The following is a 17,820-nucleotide window of genomic DNA, read 5'->3' as shown; positions in this document are numbered from 1 at the left end:
AAATTATCGTCTCCTTTTATTTTTCCTCTTAATGAATTTTTCTGCTATTGATCTTTCATCAAAGTCGCTCTTTAAGTCCTCTATATCCCATCTAACGTATCGTCTAGTCATTTCTAGAGTCGTATGTCCGAGAAGTTTCTGAAGTTTTAGAGGGTCTCCACCTTCTCTAAGATAATTAATAGCAAACGTGTGTCTAAATGAATAAGTCCCAACAGAATCTCTATCTATTCCCACTTCATCTGCTATTTTCTTTATAGCGTATCCCAAACCTCTAGTAGAAAGTCTATTTCCTTCATGATTAGGAAAAAGAATCTCTCCTCCCCAGTCTCCTTTTATTTTGATGTACTTATAGAGTTCTCTTTGAAGACCTGTTGACAATGGCAGTATTCTCATTTCTCCACTTTTTGATACCTCTTCTTTAACAATTATATGATATTCTTGACAATCGTCAACATTTAAAGCTAACATTTCCGATGGTCTTATACCTGTTCCAAGCATTAAAAGCATACAAACGTAGTTACGGATTCCAGTAAATGTTCTCTTGTCTGGGTATGAAATTAACTTCTCTAATTCTTCATTAGATAAGTGGCGTTTGTCGTCAAACTTTTCTTTCCTAAGTGCAACACCGTCCAAAGGGTTTCTGAAATCTTCACTTACTAGATTCTCTTCTATTAGAATATTGAAATATGATCTAATATAACGCAGCTTACCATTAATAGTTGTGTTGCTAAGTTCTCTTGCATCCATTTCTTCAATGTAGTGTCTTAAATGTTTTTTCTGAACCTCCTCTACAAATTTAATTTCTGGATAATTCTCTTTAAGGAAATTGATAAATTCTGATATTCTTTGCCTGTAATCTCTGATGGTTAATTCTGATTTTTCCTCTAAACGCTTTGTCCATAAAACAAATTGTAAACCATCTTTTAAAGTTTCTTTGAAGTTTTTAGACATTAAAAAACAGCTCCCTTAGCTTCGTAGGATTTGGTTCAAATCCTTTGGAGAATGGAGCTGTAAAATCGCATTATATCAAGGTTTTCATGTTGTGAGTACTCTTTAGGATTTTAAGTCCTGTGCGTCTGCCTATTCCGCCACTCCGGCAGAGCTTTACTAAGTGGAGGCGGCAACCGCCTTTGAACTATGCCTACAAGCATTGATATGATAAGGTTTATAAAATCAATGTGTAGTATTTGTGTAGTGTTTTTCGCTCTTAGAAAAAATGCTATTAAACCTCATATGTATGTAGAATTAACAAAAAGGACAAAAACGACCTCAAATTATGAGGTCGTTCCTTTATACCTCAAACGCCTCAAAAGCTCCATCTTCATCGAAGGTTTTGATTTTAACAACTCTATCAGAAAAGAGTTCAAGTGTATTCACTTGTGCCATGCTTCCAATAGCAAGCGAGAGAACATTGAACTTTAATTTCTCTTTCTCTACATTGAGCCTCTCTAAAAAAGCTTCACCTATCCCAGCTTCACCGTCAGTCACAAAGATAACATCAGCATCTTTGTACCTGTCCATTTTTATATAGTTGAGTGCTGTTTTTAAAGGGTCTGTAAAAACAGTGCCACCGCCCATAAATTCACGAGCGATTTCCACAATTTCAGAGGGTGTGATTTTACCTTTAGGGAAAGTTCTAACATTTCCTACATTCCAATTAAACGGAATATACACAAAATTTCGCTTCTGCCTTTTAGCAATCGCCATTAAAGCAATAGCGAAAGCCTTTGCTTGATTGTCCAAATCTTTCATACTCCCCGATTGATCCAGACAGAGTATGATTGAACCTTGTCCCAAACTTTCTTTCCCTTTCTGTTCATATTGCATGAGTTGACCTTCTGCAAAACGCTTTAGAAAGTCGTTTTTGGTAGCGGGGTTCGTGTATTGAACCAATCCACTAGGTAGCACCCTAGCTAAATCATTCCCTTGTTCTACACCACTTTGCTCCGTACTATCTTTATGTTTCATCTTCTGTTTAGTACGAGCGATTTTAGCGAAACGCCCGACCCATTCAGCTATTTCTTTCATATCAGGATCGGTTGAAATTACTTCTGCGAGTTTTATTTTATCTCTCAATGGCACTTTATTTAATTCTTTACTAGTACCTGTACCCGCTTCTATTCCACCAATCATAGCGTTCAAGTTCTGTTCAGTTTCTCTCGTTTCTTCGATAGCATTAGCTACCATTCTCGAGAAACTGTTCTGACTTTGTTCTAACGCTTCACCCATCTGTTGAGCAAATTCCGACATCGCTTGATTTAGAGCATCTTCATTTCCCCCTCCACCACTTCCTTGTTCACCTTCATCGGATTCATCAGAGTCTTGTCGGCTATGTTCAAGTTGCTTTTGCGCTTCCTCCATCGCCATACTTAACTCTTCGTTCCTTCTTTTTTGTTCCATTAACCAATGGTAAGTTTCTTCACCGAATCGTACTGCACCAATAGCCGAGAACATATCGTCTAGCTTCGATTTTTCTCTTATGCCCTGAAACGACTCCTCACTCATGATTTTGTTCATGATTGAGTGGTTCGCTTCTAGGTGTTCAGGAACATCCTCTTTGAGTTCAGGACTTAACTTAAACAATCCCGCCCACATGTCACCGAGAAGTCCTTTGAACATGGGCAAACTTTTAACTTTTGCTAACTCCTCAATCGACTGCAAACGTTCGGACATACCAAATATTTGCTCGAACCGTCTTTTATCAAAAGCGTCCGTGTTCAATACAGATGTTTCTTTTAATTCTTCTCGTTTTTGATGGCGCAACGATTTAAACATATTATCTTCCTCCTTCCATTTTTCAAACAAAAAAACCGATAATACGACTACTTCTAAATGTAGACATACTATCGGCTTTTAAATTAACTATTTACTTAACTTTATATACTTATCCACTGTCAAACCCGCATCTCTGATGATTTTGCGAGTTAATCCTTTTCCAAGTTCTTTGTGGAGTGGAACGGTTATCGGTGGTTTATTATCATGTATTAACCTCACATGACTACCTCGTTGACGAGCAACCTTGTAACCGATTCTCTCGAGCACCTTAATCATGTTTTCCCCAGACAATAAAGGAAAATGACTCAAGGCACTACCACTTCACCGAAGAATATTTTTTTGTTCGGAATTTCTTCCTCGTCTAACTCTTCAAGACATAACTTAATAGCTTCTTTTATGTTTTCCGAAGCTTCTTCTAATGTTTTACCTTGAGAATAACAACCTTCTAAAATAGGACAAGTTGCTATGATATAGCCATCTTCATCCTGTTCATATAACACTGGAAATGATCTATTCATGAAAATCACCTCAGTATTATTATACCCTAACTCCTCCATTGAATCACTCCTTTCTTTTTGAAAAAACATAAAGCCGATAATGCGACTACTCTAAAAGTAGACATACTATCGGCTTTTAAATTAACTATTTACTTGAGTGAATTTCATAATTCCTAGCCCTTACAGGGCAAGGGATTTGAGTTGTCAAAAAAGAAGTACCTCCCCAAATCTTGTATAATAGTAGTTGAAATCACACTATCAAAAAGATTGGAGAGATACTTCCTATGACTATTATACGGCAAGAATGCTTTTTTAGCATCCAAGAATTATATGACATGCAACCTAAATCACATTTCTGAAATTAATTTTATTTTTACCTTGACTTTTTATAGCTGGTCTAACCAAAAATATAATGAAATTATTTCGGCAATAAACATGGACTTAATCTATGCTAAGGTAAGTAAAAAAACTAAGGTAGGTGCACCTACAGAACTTAATTATCCAGCAATGATTATTTCCTTTTTTATTCGTTATGTTGAACGTATACCGACAATTAAAGACCTAATTAAACGACTTGATGATGATATCGCTTTTAAATTAAATTGTGGATTTCGTGTGTCTGATGCGGTTCCATCGGAATCCTCTTATTCAAGACTTGTTACACAACTTAGTGAATCTAACGTTTTAGATGAAGTGAAAGAGAGGCTTATTATTCAAGCGATTAAAGAGGGATTCGTTACTGATGACACAGTCGCAATTGATGCTACTCACTTCGAAGCACGCGATCAAGCACCTACGAAAAAAGAAAAGCCGAAGGCTGAACCGAAAAAACGTGGACGAAAATCAAAAGCTGAGCGTGAACAATGGTTAAAAGAACAGGCTGAAAAAGAGGCTAACATGTCTATATATGAAAAGAAAATCGAAAATCAGTTGGACGCTTCATTGAGCGAGCTACGCAAGGAGGTCCCAACAGACCCTAAGTGGGGTGTAAAGAAAAATAGTGAAGGTAAAAATGAATTTTGGTTTGGTTACAAAGGACATTTAGCTGTTGGAACATCAAGTCAGTATATTTTGCAGTCACTCGTTTCCTCTGGAAATTTAAATGATGGTAAAGCGGCGATTCCACTTTTAAAGGGTATTCACGAACGTTTATCGCTGCCTAAATTACGTTATCAGACAATGGATGCTGGATATGATTACGAAGCGATATATAAACAGGTGTACAAAATGGGACATCAATCAATCATTGCTTATAATAAACGCAATGAGTCTGAAATAATTGGATTTGATAAGCACTTTGCGCCAACTTGTTTCAGGGAACACTCTTATCGATACGATAGCTACGATGTCAAGTACGAAACGTTAAAATATACCCAACCCAAAGAGTGTATTGATTGTCCGTTAGCTAATGATGGTATTTGTCAAAAAGTATTTAAAATGAAAATAACAAAGGACCTTCGCCGATATACTGCACCGGCGCGTGGTTCTGTGGCATGGAAAAATATATTTAAACGGCGTACCGCCGTTGAGCGAGTGAATGCATATCTTAAGGAATTTTTTCAACTTAATAACGTGCGTTATTGCACAGGTAAACGAGCTAAAGTTCATTTTGATATCGTAACACTTATTTATAATGCATCGAAATTAGCAGTTGATCGAATCAATACACAATTAATCACTCAGGTTGCATAATGGTAAAATGATAATGAATTAGTGCTGATATGGATTGTGTGAAATTCGGCTACACGCAGACTCCTGCAGGAACAGCACAATCCGAAAATCACTGTAGCAACTCGCAAATGTAATTAAGGAGCTGTTGTCTCCTGATTCTGTGCAAAAATTTTATTACAAGCGAGTATTATGGCAGTATTTAAAAGATAATTATGGGTTAGATTGCTCCTCATCTAATTTTCGGACTTATATATCTAAAAAACCTGAATTCCAACAATATTTTGATGCGAATCGAGGAAAACATGCTAGCCAAGATGTCATACGATTTGAAACTCCGCCAGGAGAACAAGCACAATTAGATTGGAAGGAAAATATGAAATACATTACAAAGGATGGTGAAATTTTATACGTTAATGTTTTTGTTTTACTTTTATCGCTTTCACGTTTCAGAGCGTATCATTTATCAATATCTAAGTCACAAAGTATATTATTATCGTTTTTAACAGAATCCTTTGAAAGATTTGGAGAGGTGCCTAAAACAATATTAGTAGATAATATGAAAACTGCGATGGACGAGTCACGAACAAAATATCAGAAAGGAGTCGTAAACGAAAGATTCCATCAGTATGCAAAAGATTTTAATTTTGAAGTAAAACCGTGCATTGCGAGAAGAGCCCAAACTAAGGGAAAGGTTGAAGCCCCTATGAAAATAATTGATGAAATACATGCTTATCAGGGAAAGTTTAACTATGAAGAGTTGAATGAGTTTATAGAAGAACTATGTAATCGTGTAAACAATGAATATAACCAAGGTTCAGGTAAAATACCAATACTGAGTTTCCAAAAAGAAAAGAATCATTTACTACCACTACCAAGTAAACAAATAAGGGAGGCTTATAAAATAAATCATACACTTGTAAAGGTAAATCGTTCAAACATGATTACTTACAAATCTAACCAATATTCTGTACCAGCAGGTTACATTGGAAAAATTGTAAGTTTACAAGTGTATGACAATCATATACACGTTTATTATAGCACGGAATTAATCGTTCAACACGAAATACAGCAGAGAAAGCTAAATTATAAGCAGGAACACTATATTGAAACATTAAGTAAACAATTGCCCTACACAAATGAAATAGAGGAATTAGCATTAAAAAATCTAGACGCGATTAATGAGGTGTACGATAATGAGCAGTAGTTATACAAAGTTGGTCGATAATTTGGAGTATTTAAAGCTGAATCAGATGGTTACTCATTTAGATGAAACAATAGATTTTATGAATAATAATCGGCTTTCATTTGTGGATACTCTTATCAAATTGACCGACTATGAAATTGATATGAAGGAAATAAACATGGTACGCGCAATGGTTAGAGTAGCAGCATTTCCACATCACAAGGAAATTAAGGATTTTGATTTCGAATTCCAACCATCTGTAAATAAAGAACAAATATTAGATTTTGCATCTTTACGATTTATCGAACGAAAAGAAAACATCGTTTTCTTAGGTACCAGTGGAGTGGGAAAAACTCACCTGGCAACTTCAATTGGGATTGCGGCCGCTAAAAAGAGAACGAGTACCTATTTTATAAAATGTCATGACTTGATTTTAAATCTAAAGAAGGCAAAACTTGAGAATCGACTAGAGAACCGGCTTAAACATTATGCCAAATATAAATTATTGATTATTGATGAAATTGGATATTTGCCAATTGATTCAGATGACGCTAAATTATTTTTTTCAATTGATTGATTTAAGATATGAAAATAAAAGTACTATATTTACTACCAATTCAAACTTTAAAGATTGGGCAAAGATATTTCAGGACCCTAAGTTAGCAAATGCAATTTTAGATCGAGTTCTGCATCACGCAACAGTAGTTAATATAGTAGGTGATTCTTATCGATTAAAGGACCATATAAAAAGCGAAAAGTAAATCAAAGAAAGATGGTGAGTCCTGTATAATCGTGGCGAAAATTTAATAATTTTTTGGCTTAAGCCAAACAATTATTAAATACATCTCCCACAAAAAGTGTACATTCTTATTTAGTCAAAAATGTACACTCTTATCTTGACATTTATATAGCGCGAACAGGATAATCATTTCTTCCGTTTTTTCTTTGCTTTTCTAGCGTAATCATTAGTTCTTCATCAGGTAAATGTTCAATGACCAACTTTAGTCTTTTTAAATCTCCTAAATCCTCGATATCTTTCCATGAAAATAAACTCATTTGTGGTATAATAGCCATAATAGATGGACCTCCTTAGGTTTTTAGTTTATGTGGTTATAAACAAGTATAACCTATATAGGACAAGGGTTCATCTATTTTTTTGTTTTTGGGGTGAATTTTTAAAATTCACTTTTTTTAATGCTTCTAAACCGCATAACTTCGTTGTTTTTTGGGGGAAAATAAATTTACCCCTCTTCACAAACCTTAGAGCCACACGCATTACAGAACATCGCAATTAGCTCATTATTATTTTGATTTTTGGGGGTGAAGCACATAAAAAGCCCTAGTCGAAAGACTAGAGCTTATGCGGAAATTTAATTTCCGAGAGACTATTTTTTGTTTTTGGGGTGAATTTTTAAAATTCACCTTTTTTAATGCTTCTAAACCGCATAACTTCGTTGTTTTTTGGGGGAAAATAATATGTTAATAATAATGTGATTTTTAATGTGAATTCGTATACATTTTATTAAGCTCGAATAATGTCGACCGAATCAATGGTAAATCAATTGCTATTCTTACACTAGGGATACAATCGATTTTCTTGGCGTTTATTGAGTTAATTGCAGGTGTTACAAGGTTTATTCTTTATCCAAAAAGTGAAAAAGAGATAGACAATAATCAAGAAAAGGGTAAAGGTATGGCAATTGCTGGTTTTATATGTAGTATAGTTGGAATAGCTCTTCAGACCCTAGCAATAATCGCATTCCTAGCTTTTATGCAATTCACTAATTCTATCGGCGTTGTAAACTGAGCAAACGAACGCTTTCCTTAATAAGAAGTATTATAACGGTCAGTTAATCTCACTACGATAATTTATTTCTTAGAAGATTTTATGAAAAAATAGTTCTTGAGAGCGATTATTGCTATACTATTTCGTGTTTCACTCACATGATGTGGTAAGAATGATATACAAGGTATTATAGTAGATATAAACAAGAATTCAATTTGAGTTGCAATAAATCTTTCCGTAAAAAAAGATATGAAAGAGGTTGGAGATGAATTATCTTCAGATTCAAAGACTACCAAGAAAGCCTCGCCTATTTATAGATGAGGTTTTCCTGTTTTTCTTTTATAAAATTATGTGTGGCTTTTAAGTACTATAAAGTCCGATATAGAACTAATTTATTGTTACAACAAGATTATTGTTAAAAGTGTATTTTTTCTATAACATAAGCTAATTGATAAATCTTGGCTTCAGAAAAAGGTTTCCCAACTAGTTGTATACCAAGGGGGAGGTCATTAATAGAATCTCCAGGAATTGAAATAGATGGAAAACCAGTTGTGTTCATAACTCCGGTTAAGTGAGTTAACATATGTGTCGGATATTCTTCACCATTAATATCAAGTAAACGTTGACCAATATAAGGTGGAAAAACAGGCGTAGTGGGAGCCAATAAAAAGTCGATTCTTTTAAATAAACTGTTTAATTCATCGATTGCTCTATGTTTGATTTTTAATGCATGTAAATATTCACTAGCTTGTATATTGGCACCTCTTACTAAAAAATCTCTAACCTCTTTGTTTATTTTCTCAGGAGCATCTCTCAGTTCCTTTTGTAACATCGAATAACTTTCCGCCGTAATAATTATCTGTTGAGCGACAACTAAATCCTCTATCGTGTTAATCGTGACTCTTTTCGTTTTGACTCCGATATCCATTAAATCTTTAATTGTTTCATCAAGGGAAATTTTAATATCTTCTTGAACTAAATCAAAAAAGAAATTGTTCGGAATGCCAATGATCAAATCTTTTATACTATTTCCAATATATCGTGTGTAATCTTGTTTTTTAAAATTAATAGAATAAGGATCTTTTTTATCATAACCAACAATAGTATTTAGCAGAAGTGCATTATCTTTGACTGTTTTTGTCATCGGCCCGACATGTTCAAGCGTAGCAGTTAAAAGTTTTATTCCATACGTACTAATAAGTCCGAACGTTGGTTTTAATCCGACAATATTGCAAAAAGCCGAGGGAATTCTAATAGATCCGCCACTATCGGTGCCTATCGAAGCAAATGCTAAATTAGCAGCCACAGCACTTGCAGAGCCCGAACTTGATCCCCCAGCAATTTTCTTCATATTGTGAGGATTTTTAGCTGGGCCGAAATGTGATAAATCTCCTGTTGCACCCGCAGAGAATTCGTGCATATTTGTTTTTCCAATAATAATAGCACCATTCTTTTTTAATTTTGCTGTGACGGTCGCATCTTCGTCTGGTACAAAATCCTCGTAATACATAGAAGCACATGTTGTTCGCATATTGTTCACATTCACATTATCTTTTAATCCAATTGGTACACCATGTAAAGGTCCCCTATACACGCCATTTAATAATTCTGATTCCAGTTTTTTGGCTTGTGTAATAGCAGCTTCAGCAGAAATCGAAATATATGAATTTATAGAAGGGTTATGATCATTAATTCTATCCAATAGTGTGGTTGTTATTTCAACAGGAGAGAGTTCCTTATTTTTAATTTTTTTAGACAATTTTGTTATATCCCATTGGAGAAATTCAATAGGTTTTTTATTCAATATGATCAACCTTTTGCTTCAAGCTAAAAATTGGTCGTAAGTTTTCGTAAGTATCGTTTTTATAAGAAGCTCTAAAATTAAACTTTAAAGTTTCACTCCAAAATTGTAAATTTTCCAAATTAAACTTATTGCGATCTAATCCATCCATTTCCAATAATACTTTATACTGTTGTTTATCCAAAATGTTCACCCCGTTTTCACATGAATATTTCAGTCATTATTTTGATATATATATCCTTCCTCATAATGACATATTTAATATAGTGTTTTGCTTTAAATTGTAAGTATTTTATCAACTTTCCTAATTGTAATCCATTCCCCTTCTATCTTTATGGAGAATATACAAATATTTATGTGTCCGTAACAATTTCCCCATTCACCTGATAAATCCCATCTTTTTCGGTAATTGATACATAGCCTAACGCTTCTAAATATACGATATATGTGAAAGTTTGCATAATTGAAGTCGGTGTATTATTCTTATACAGTTCTTCTGATATTTCATAGGGCGTTTTACTTTTTTGTTGAACAGACTCAACGATTTGACGAAAACGTTTGTTATATCGCTTTTTCATTTCTGCAATCCGTTCGTTTAATCCTTCGATGATACCTTCGTGGCCTGGTAAACCTAATTCTGCTTCTAAATCCGTTAATTTATCTACTGCGTCTAAATAAATTTTCAACTTGTTTTTACGTTTATCTTTTGGTACGACAATTGGATTAATATGAGGTAAAATATGATCGCCTGTAATAATAATCTTCGATGCCTCATCATAAAAGCAAAAATGATCCGGAGAATGACCAGGTGTCCAAATGGCTTTAAAAGCATATTGACCAACCTTTAAAATATCATTATCTTTAAACAGCTGCGTCGGTTCAAATTGATAAGTATCATATTTGTAATAACTGCTAGCAAATGATTCAATTTCGGGACCACCATAGCACTTGATTAATGTTACCATATCATCATTTTGATAAACTCCATTAATAAAACGTTTACGTTCCTCCAATAAAAACTCATAACCTATTTCCGCAGCAACCACTTCCGTGTCATATGTTTCCTTAAACCATCCTATTAACCCGATATGGTCAGGATGCATATGGGTAACGTATATTTTTGTTATGTTGTACCCATCGGCAATAATATTACGCCATATCTCTCTAACTTCCTCCCTATTTTCACCGGTATCAAATATTGCATAACCTTCATCTTCTTTAATTAAGTAACTATTCACATAGCCCATATTGTAGTCCATTGGTAATGCTATTTTATATATATCAGCTGCAACTTCTTTTAACATCAGACAACACCCCTATCAATTTAGATTTATGATGAACGAAGAACCTTACTTATATTAAATGCAATGGTAATCGCTAAATAAATAAAAAAGCATATCGCTAAAAAAGTGAATTGGAAACGAATCATTTTCTGATTAAAAATACTACTAGCAGTCTCTAGTACAACAGGTGATAAAAATTGTCCTAAAAAAACAAAGCTAGAAGTAATCGCTATCGTACGCTCGCTATACTGTGGTCCAACACGGTTTAATGCTTTTAAAATAATAATCGGAAATAAACTTCCTTGACCAAAACCAATTAAACATACACTTATCATAATCAAGATAATGGAATTAGTAAATGATAGAAATGTAAAGGCTAATCCCATACCGATTAACATAACCGTAACTGTATATTCTTTAAAAATTGATTGAATCTGTACGAGAAGTAAACTCGTTGTCATTCCACCAATCGTTGTAAAAGATATAATCATCCCAGCTAAGCGAGATTCACCTAATTGGTTTTCTGCTAAAAACAAGGCCATATTTGTCGAGATGGAAAAGTAAGCAATCATAATCATCATCATTCCTAATGCATAAACATAAACAATCCAAGGAATACCTGTTTTTTCTTTTTCCGTTACTTCATTTTTAACTCTTTCATTAGGAATAAAGAAGAATACTAGCGACATAACGACAAAACCAATTAAATAAACATTAAAAGGTATTCTCCAACCGTATGTAGCTAAAATTCCTGCGACCACAATCGTTACAATTCCACCAAAATTACTAAATGCCGAATTATATCCCATCATTCTCGTACGTTCATCCCCTGTAAAATAATCGTTAATTAACGACATTGATAATGGTAAAATTAAACCAACACCGGCCCCCAATAACAAGCGCAATAATAATAATATCCAAATTGTATTCGCAAATTGTCCACCGACTCCACCGATAATATAAATCGATATACCAAGTAATAATAAATTTCGTTTTGACATGTAATTAACTAAATAGCTTGAAATAAAAGAAAAAGGAACAATCGTTAAAGATGGTCCTTTATCATTGTTGGTGTTGCATTAGGGAAAATAGCAGCAATTAAATAGAGAGCAGGTGAAATTGCACTTGCTGACATTACTGTAATTAAGGAGATTGAAATGATTGCCGGTTTAAGCATTTTATTAATTTCAATCACTCATTTCTATATATGATTTATTTAACGTACTAGCACAGTCCCACCGTCTACCATAATCGTCTGACCCGTTATATAACTTGCTTCATCACTTGCTAAAAACGCCGTCACTCGACCAATATCTGCCTCCGCATCACCAAGTCGCCGTAGTGGAATTAACGAAACCATTTTTTCATAAGCTCTTGGATCGTTATCTTTCCAATCATCAACACCTGGTGACCCAGCGATTGGCGAAACCATATTTACCGTTATCCCGTATCTGCCCCATTCATTTGCTGCCACACGTGAAATGCCTCGAATTGCTTCTTTCGCTGCTACATAAGTTGTCTTTTTACTTAAACCAATCATACCAGCTCCTGATACAAAATTAATCACTTTACCTTTTGTTTCTTTTAAATATGGTAACGAATCACGCATTAAAATAAAGGTTGGCAAAAATCCACCTTTAAGTGCATTCTCCATTATTTCATCCGAAACATCTTCAAACAAACTATCTTCATCCATTCCACCATGTGCATTATTTACTAAAACGTCTAATTTCCCATAAGTATCGATTACTTGATCGATTAGACCCGTTAATTGATCATGATTAGATAAATCACATTGGATAAATTTACAATCATAACCTAAGTCACACATTTCCTTTTCTGTCGCTTTTCCCCTCTCAGCGTTACGTCCATTAAAAACAACCTTTGCACCTTCTTTTACAAATGCTAAACAAATCCCTTTACCAATACCAGAAGAACCTCCTGTTACTAAAGCAACTTTACCTTTTAATCTCATATAATTCCACTCCTTTTTCTTCTAAATTTCTTTATATCCTTTTTGGATTACTTTATAATAAATATAGAAAATAGATAGTACCTTTCTATTATTGTTACATGAAGGAGACAATCAATGTATAATCATAAACTCGCTGATACGGTTGTTAAAAATGTAAACGTTTTAACTATGGAGCCACGGCAGCCAGTCGCAAAAGGGATAGCGATTGCTGATGGAAAAATCATCGCTCTTTTAACTGACAAACAACAAGACGTCCCTTTATCCAAATCAGGTATAATCATCGATGGTGCCAACAGAACAGTCATGCCTGGTCTAATTGATGCCCATCTTCATTTAAAGGGCGTGTTAAGTCAATATGTCTCATTATCTTGTGATGCAACAAATGTCACTAGTATCGCTGATATCATTCAACTCATTCATAAAAAAGCAATGACTCTTCCGCCTAATCAATGGATTCGTGCGATGAATTATGACACTTTTTATTTAAGAGAACAACGTCATCCGACACGATGGGATTTAGATCAAGCATCGACGAAACATCCAATTCGATTACGTCACGTTACTAGGCATGTTTCGGTATTAAACAGCCTAGCATTAAATATGGCCGGTATTTCTAAACATTCTTCTGAACCAGCTAATGTAACAGTTGATCGTGACCCAATAACAAATGAACCGACTGGTATTATCTATGGGGGTGATGCCTGGTTATCATCAACGGTTATCCCTCCCTTATCCCAAACGGAAATAAAACAAAGTATTTCAAAGTTACAAACGGATCTGCTAAAATACGGAATTGTTGCCGTCTATGATGCATCACCGACAAATGACGTATCCGATGTGTTCCTTTGGACGAAAATAATCAACGATGATTGGCCAATTACCGTGCAACTAATGACAAACATTGAAAACTACCATTCGATAAAGCAACAATTGAATGAGCAGCCAACAGTAATCAAAGATGGGCGCTTATCCCTTGGCCATGTGAAAGTTGTCATCGAATCAGCAAATGGACTTAATCCGAATTTAGACCAGTTAACTGAAATAGCGATTACTTGCTGTAAACATCATATCCCACTAGCTATACATGTCGTTGAACCTGAAATGATTGCTGTTGCTATCGAAGCGATTAAACAAGCCGAAAAACAAACAAACGTACAATTATCGCATCGATTTGAACATTTGAGTTTATGTCCTGATACGTTCTTAAAAGATATCCAACGACTACAAATCGACGTTGTCACTAATCCAAGCTTAATTTATGATCATGGTAATCGTTATGTACAAGATGTTGAAAAAGTGTTTCACAAATGGCTTTATCGAATGCGAACAGTAAAAAATCATGGTATTACACTAGCAGCTGGATCCGATGCTCCTGTCGCTACAATTAATCCTTGGAAAAGCATGTACACAGCGACATCACGGAAAACTCGCAAAGGACAATATATTAATAAAAATGAAGCACTCACTCGCCAACAAATGATACAGTTATTTACAACCAATGCTGCAAAAGTTAGTAATTGGGCACATATTCGTGGGAAAATTGCTGTCGGATATAATGCCGATTTTATTGTACTTAATCATAACCCATTAACTTGCTCTCTTAATCAACTTAAAACATTGACAGCACAACAAACTTGGATTGACGGTAAAATAGTTTATGAAAAAAATAAACTAATATAGTGTAAACTTGATAAAGGTGTATAATCATAGTATTATGACATTCATGCACTATCAATTTCTAATGGAGAGAAGTGATGTATTTGGGTAATCGAAAATCACCTAATCAGCTAAATACCGTTAATAATGCCATTTCATTATTACGTATGTTTTTAAGTTCTGAATCGATCAGTTTAACTGATGTAGAAAAAGAATTAAATATTAGTAAAACAACAGCATTCCGTTTAGTAACAACCATGGCAGAACGTGGATTACTGTATAAAAACGACAAAACTAAACGCTACTCACCTGGTATACTCCTCTTTCAATTAATCCGTAAATATCAAAAATATGATATTGTTGCTATTTCCGATCGATACATTGAAGAACTTGCTACTAAAACGGATGAATCAGTTTATTTAACTATTCGGTCTGGCTATAATTATTTATTTTTAACTGGAAGAGAAAGTACCCAAATGTTAAAGGTAACAACTCCACTTGGCGATGAATATAGTTTATATGTCGGAGCTGCTGGAAAGTTGCATTTAGCTTTTTTATCTGACAATGAAATCAATCAATATTTTGAAAAAGTCGAATACAAAAAATACACTTCTGCTACTTTAACAAAAAAACAATTACGTGATGAATTAAAGCAAATTCGCAAACAACGTTACTCATTAAGTAAAGGTGAACGTATTTCCGATGCGATTGGTATTGCGGTTCCTATTTTCGATTCAAACGAATTCATCGTAGCAACTATCGGAATTTATTTCCCTGAGACACGATATAGTAAAAAAATCGAACAAAAATATATTAAAGAGTTACAACAATATGCAAGAAAAATTCAACAAAGAATGCTCGATAATTAAATAAATTAACATTGAAGCACGGTACTTATCTCAACTAACTTTTATTAGATTTTGGCAATGAATTGGTACTTTAACTAGCATAGAAACGCTTAATGATAAGTGTTTCTTTGCGTAAACCATCGTCTAAGTCCATATCTAAACCCGATTTTATAAGCGATTTTGTCTTTTCTATCGCTTTTGCATTCACATGGACAAGTCGTTTCATATAATCAATTGTATATGTTTGTAAGCGATCTTCAGCAACGATTTCAGTTATCAAATGTTTTCGATAACCTTCTTCTGCAGTAATCCGCTTCCCTGTTAAGGCAAAGTTTAACGCATCTCCCTGTTTCATCAAACGTGGTAAACTTTGCGTCCCTCCAGCCGCTGGCACCATACCAATTTTTGCTTCCGGAAGTGATAAAACGGTATCTTTTGTTGCAAAACGAAAATCGCATAACATCGCTATTTCCAAGCCAGACCCAACGGCAAAACCATGAAGCGCTACAGCTAACGGTATATCTAAATTCGTCATCAATGCCCAAACATCGTGGCGCAAACGAATTCTCCGTTTTTCAATTATCGTTGGATCAGTTCCAAACTCAGTTAAATCAGCACCTGCGCAAAATCCCCGGCCCCTACCAGAAAACACCACAGCCTCGATAGTCGAATCATCACGGATTACTTTCATTAATTCATATAATAAATCCCTCATTTCGGTATTAAATGAATTCAACAGCTCAGGACGATTAAATGTGATTAGTGCAATATTTTCGTCTTTTTCAAATAAGATAGGACTATCATCATTATTTAACATTGAAATTAACTCCTTGTATATTATATTTAAGATTTTAATCTTCCGATTTTAACAGGGAAATCTTATGAACCTATTTTTATTTCTTATTGGTATTTCCTCAATTATTTGAGTAAATATATTTAATGGATTGAGAGGTGGATCGTTTATTCCTTGGGTTACTAAACTTGTAATTGATAGACTGATCCCTCTCTGTTAAGCTGTTTACGAATGAGTTAGATGTTGAAGGGGCGCATTGCCTTACTCTCCGTATTTAGCACAAGGTCGTGACGCTTTTCAGGTGAGTGGCGTTCAATCCAAATAAGTAAAGAAGGGAAGAGTATGTTTTATCTTGGTATTGATATCGGTGAACGCACACATGTTGCTTCCGTTATGGACGATGAAGGAAAAATAGTCTTAAAAGGCTTTTCTTTCTCTAACACACTTGAAGATGATCATTCTTTACTCACCCGTTTAAATACTATTTTAGATGATTCGTCCCATTTCCTTACGGGAATGGAAGCGACAAGTCTTTATTGGTTAGCTCTTTTTTCATTCTAGGAGGAAGCTGATTATTTTGTCCATGTCATTAACCCCATCTAAACCGATGGTTGGAGAAAAGGAACTGAAATTCGAAAAAGAAAGACTGATATCATTGATTCGGTATTAATAGCCGATCTTATTCGTTACGCTTCATTTGAAGACACTACGTTAGCGAATGAGGATATGTTCTCTTACGCCAATTGACCTGTTATCGCTCTTACCTTGTTGGAACTGCCAGTGATTTTAAACGTAAAATCATTGCTGTTTTAAATCAAGTATTTCCTGAATATAATACGGTTTTCGCAAAGGTTGGCGTATTTAGAAAAACTTCAAAAACTGCGTTATTTGAGTACTCCACACCGGATGCATTTAATAAAATCACAGCCGATATCCTTGCTGAAACATTACGTTTAGCTAGTCGCAATCGTGTGGGATTAATTAAAGTCAAAGCACTTAAAAAGTGGTTTCAAATTCCTTTGGAATCCAGTTTGCTCAAGACACATTTACTTTTCAACTTCGCTCCATGATTGAACAACTAAACTTCTTAGAAGCACAAATTAAACAAACAGAAGATAAAATTAAACGATTGATGAATTCCATTGACTCTGTCATTGAAACGACTCCAAGTATCGGACCAGTAACTGGTACAACAATATTGAGCAAAATAGGTGATATTCATAAGTTTTCTAACCCTAAGAAGTTAGTCACTTACGCTGGTATTGATACTTCTGTATCACAATCTGGCCAATTTGATGCAAGCCATAATGTGATGAGTAAACGTGGATCGCCTTATCTCAGAAAAACACTGTTTCAAGCTGCCTTAGTTGCTTCTCGAAGTGATCCTGTTTTGAAAGCTTTTTATAAGAAAAAACGTTCAGAAGGGAAACATCATTTAACATCAGTTGGTGCTGTGTCTCGAAAAATCTGTTACATTATTCGTGCGATAGTAACTAAAAATGAACCTTACGAAATTCGTCAATGAGTGAAAAAATTAAGTTTTCTGATGTTT

At 34.6% G+C, this 17,820-nt stretch carries 15 protein-coding genes and 4 pseudogenes; 7 read left to right on the top strand and 12 right to left on the bottom strand.

Annotated elements, in window-relative coordinates:
• Positions 1–3: 3 nt before the first annotated feature.
• From ABU914_RS09940 to ABU914_RS09925, 4 genes are all read right to left on the bottom strand, one after another.
• On the bottom strand, positions 4–951 hold the full coding sequence (locus tag ABU914_RS09940) for a tyrosine-type recombinase/integrase (RefSeq protein ID WP_379669576.1): 948 nt from the start codon (positions 949–951) through the stop codon (positions 4–6).
• 339 nt (positions 952–1,290) lie between these two features.
• Entirely contained in the window at positions 1,291–2,805 is a 1,515-nt protein-coding gene (locus ABU914_RS09935; RefSeq protein WP_379669575.1) for a vWA domain-containing protein, read from the bottom strand.
• A 57-nt stretch (positions 2,806–2,862) separates the two neighbouring features.
• The gene (locus ABU914_RS09930; RefSeq protein WP_379669603.1) at positions 2,863–3,051 is read right to left on the bottom strand and encodes a type II toxin-antitoxin system HicA family toxin; all 189 of its coding nucleotides are present in this window, start codon (positions 3,049–3,051) and stop codon (positions 2,863–2,865) included.
• A gap of 29 nt (positions 3,052–3,080) precedes the next feature.
• Positions 3,081–3,332: a type II toxin-antitoxin system HicB family antitoxin gene (locus ABU914_RS09925; RefSeq protein ID WP_379669574.1), complete on the bottom strand. Its 252-nt coding sequence runs from the start codon at positions 3,330–3,332 to the stop codon at positions 3,081–3,083.
• A gap of 224 nt (positions 3,333–3,556) precedes the next feature.
• Here ABU914_RS09925 and ABU914_RS09920 point away from each other — a divergent pair.
• The 3 pseudogenes from ABU914_RS09920 to istB all read left to right on the top strand — a co-directional run bounded on the left by ABU914_RS09920 (position 3,557) and on the right by istB (position 6,887).
• Positions 3,557–4,964 (top strand): annotated as a pseudogene (locus ABU914_RS09920) (IS1182 family transposase).
• Between the two features lie 109 nt (positions 4,965–5,073).
• Positions 5,074–6,147: pseudogene (istA, locus tag ABU914_RS09915) on the top strand (IS21 family transposase); the annotation flags it as partial.
• A pseudogene (istB, locus tag ABU914_RS09910) lies at positions 6,137–6,887 on the top strand (IS21-like element helper ATPase IstB). The pseudogenes istA and istB, both read left to right, overlap by 11 nt.
• A 142-nt stretch (positions 6,888–7,029) precedes the next feature.
• Here istB and ABU914_RS09905 read toward each other — a convergent pair.
• On the bottom strand, positions 7,030–7,200 hold the full coding sequence (locus ABU914_RS09905; protein ID WP_483880150.1) for a hypothetical protein: 171 nt from the start codon (positions 7,198–7,200) through the stop codon (positions 7,030–7,032).
• 523 nt (positions 7,201–7,723) lie between these two features.
• Between ABU914_RS09905 and ABU914_RS09900 the strand changes: the two genes are divergently transcribed.
• Positions 7,724–7,933: a DUF4190 domain-containing protein gene (locus ABU914_RS09900; protein WP_379669573.1), complete on the top strand. Its 210-nt coding sequence runs from the start codon at positions 7,724–7,726 to the stop codon at positions 7,931–7,933.
• Positions 7,934–8,327: 394 nt separating this feature from the next.
• Here the strand turns inward: ABU914_RS09900 and ABU914_RS09895 are convergent, their stop codons facing one another.
• From ABU914_RS09895 to ABU914_RS09870, 6 genes are all read right to left on the bottom strand, one after another.
• Positions 8,328–9,716: an amidase gene (locus ABU914_RS09895; protein WP_379669572.1), complete on the bottom strand. Its 1,389-nt coding sequence runs from the start codon at positions 9,714–9,716 to the stop codon at positions 8,328–8,330.
• A complete protein-coding gene (locus tag ABU914_RS09890; protein ID WP_379669571.1) occupies positions 9,709–9,897 on the bottom strand; it encodes a hypothetical protein in 189 nt (62 codons plus the stop codon). The genes ABU914_RS09895 and ABU914_RS09890 overlap by 8 nt, the downstream gene beginning before the upstream one ends.
• Positions 9,898–10,066: 169 nt before the next feature.
• The gene (locus tag ABU914_RS09885; RefSeq protein ID WP_379669570.1) at positions 10,067–11,017 is read right to left on the bottom strand and encodes an MBL fold metallo-hydrolase; all 951 of its coding nucleotides are present in this window, start codon (positions 11,015–11,017) and stop codon (positions 10,067–10,069) included.
• Between the two features lie 26 nt (positions 11,018–11,043).
• On the bottom strand, positions 11,044–11,997 hold the full coding sequence (locus ABU914_RS09880; protein ID WP_379669569.1) for an MFS transporter: 954 nt from the start codon (positions 11,995–11,997) through the stop codon (positions 11,044–11,046).
• Between the two features lie 44 nt (positions 11,998–12,041).
• Positions 12,042–12,173 (bottom strand): hypothetical protein, encoded by a 132-nt coding sequence (locus ABU914_RS09875; RefSeq protein WP_379669568.1) that lies wholly within the window; start codon positions 12,171–12,173, stop codon positions 12,042–12,044.
• A gap of 39 nt (positions 12,174–12,212) precedes the next feature.
• Entirely contained in the window at positions 12,213–12,971 is a 759-nt protein-coding gene (locus ABU914_RS09870; RefSeq protein WP_379669567.1) for an SDR family NAD(P)-dependent oxidoreductase, read from the bottom strand.
• Positions 12,972–13,085: 114 nt separating this feature from the next.
• Here ABU914_RS09870 and ABU914_RS09865 point away from each other — a divergent pair, with 114 nt between their 5' ends.
• A complete protein-coding gene (locus tag ABU914_RS09865) occupies positions 13,086–14,651 on the top strand; it encodes an amidohydrolase (protein WP_379669566.1) in 1,566 nt (521 codons plus the stop codon).
• Between the two features lie 80 nt (positions 14,652–14,731).
• A complete protein-coding gene (locus ABU914_RS09860; protein WP_379669565.1) occupies positions 14,732–15,496 on the top strand; it encodes an IclR family transcriptional regulator in 765 nt (254 codons plus the stop codon).
• Between the two features lie 70 nt (positions 15,497–15,566).
• Here the strand turns inward: ABU914_RS09860 and ABU914_RS09855 are convergent, their stop codons facing one another.
• On the bottom strand, positions 15,567–16,292 hold the full coding sequence (locus ABU914_RS09855; protein ID WP_379669564.1) for an enoyl-CoA hydratase/isomerase family protein: 726 nt from the start codon (positions 16,290–16,292) through the stop codon (positions 15,567–15,569).
• Positions 16,293–16,610: 318 nt separating this feature from the next.
• Here ABU914_RS09855 and ABU914_RS09850 point away from each other — a divergent pair.
• Positions 16,611–17,793, top strand: a pseudogene (locus ABU914_RS09850) (IS110 family RNA-guided transposase).
• The last annotated feature ends 27 nt before the right edge of the window (positions 17,794–17,820 follow it).

This window comes from Pueribacillus sp. YX66, assembly GCF_041725775.1.
Lineage (GTDB): Bacteria > Bacillota > Bacilli > Bacillales > UBA6769 > Pueribacillus.
The sequence above is the reverse complement of the archived record's forward strand: the minus strand, read 5'-3'. Positions and strand labels throughout refer to the sequence as shown.

What these genes read in the sequence shown, in the direction of transcription:
- ABU914_RS09940 (WP_379669576.1), bottom strand. Translation starts at nt 951, where the DNA reads ATGTCTAAAAACTTCAAAGAAACTTTAAAAGATGGTTTACAATTTGTT.
- ABU914_RS09930 (WP_379669603.1), bottom strand. Translation starts at nt 3,051, where the DNA reads ATGATTAAGGTGCTCGAGAGAATCGGTTACAAGGTTGCTCGTCAACGA.
- ABU914_RS09925 (WP_379669574.1), bottom strand. Translation starts at nt 3,332, where the DNA reads ATGGAGGAGTTAGGGTATAATAATACTGAGGTGATTTTCATGAATAGA.
- ABU914_RS09905 (WP_483880150.1), bottom strand. Translation starts at nt 7,200, where the DNA reads ATGGCTATTATACCACAAATGAGTTTATTTTCATGGAAAGATATCGAG.
- ABU914_RS09885 (WP_379669570.1), bottom strand. Translation starts at nt 11,017, where the DNA reads ATGTTAAAAGAAGTTGCAGCTGATATATATAAAATAGCATTACCAATG.
- ABU914_RS09880 (WP_379669569.1), bottom strand. Translation starts at nt 11,997, where the DNA reads ATGTCAAAACGAAATTTATTATTACTTGGTATATCGATTTATATTATC.
- ABU914_RS09875 (WP_379669568.1), bottom strand. Translation starts at nt 12,173, where the DNA reads ATGCTTAAACCGGCAATCATTTCAATCTCCTTAATTACAGTAATGTCA.
- ABU914_RS09870 (WP_379669567.1), bottom strand. Translation starts at nt 12,971, where the DNA reads ATGAGATTAAAAGGTAAAGTTGCTTTAGTAACAGGAGGTTCTTCTGGT.
- ABU914_RS09865 (WP_379669566.1), top strand. Translation starts at nt 13,086, where the DNA reads ATGTATAATCATAAACTCGCTGATACGGTTGTTAAAAATGTAAACGTT.
- ABU914_RS09855 (WP_379669564.1), bottom strand. Translation starts at nt 16,292, where the DNA reads ATGTTAAATAATGATGATAGTCCTATCTTATTTGAAAAAGACGAAAAT.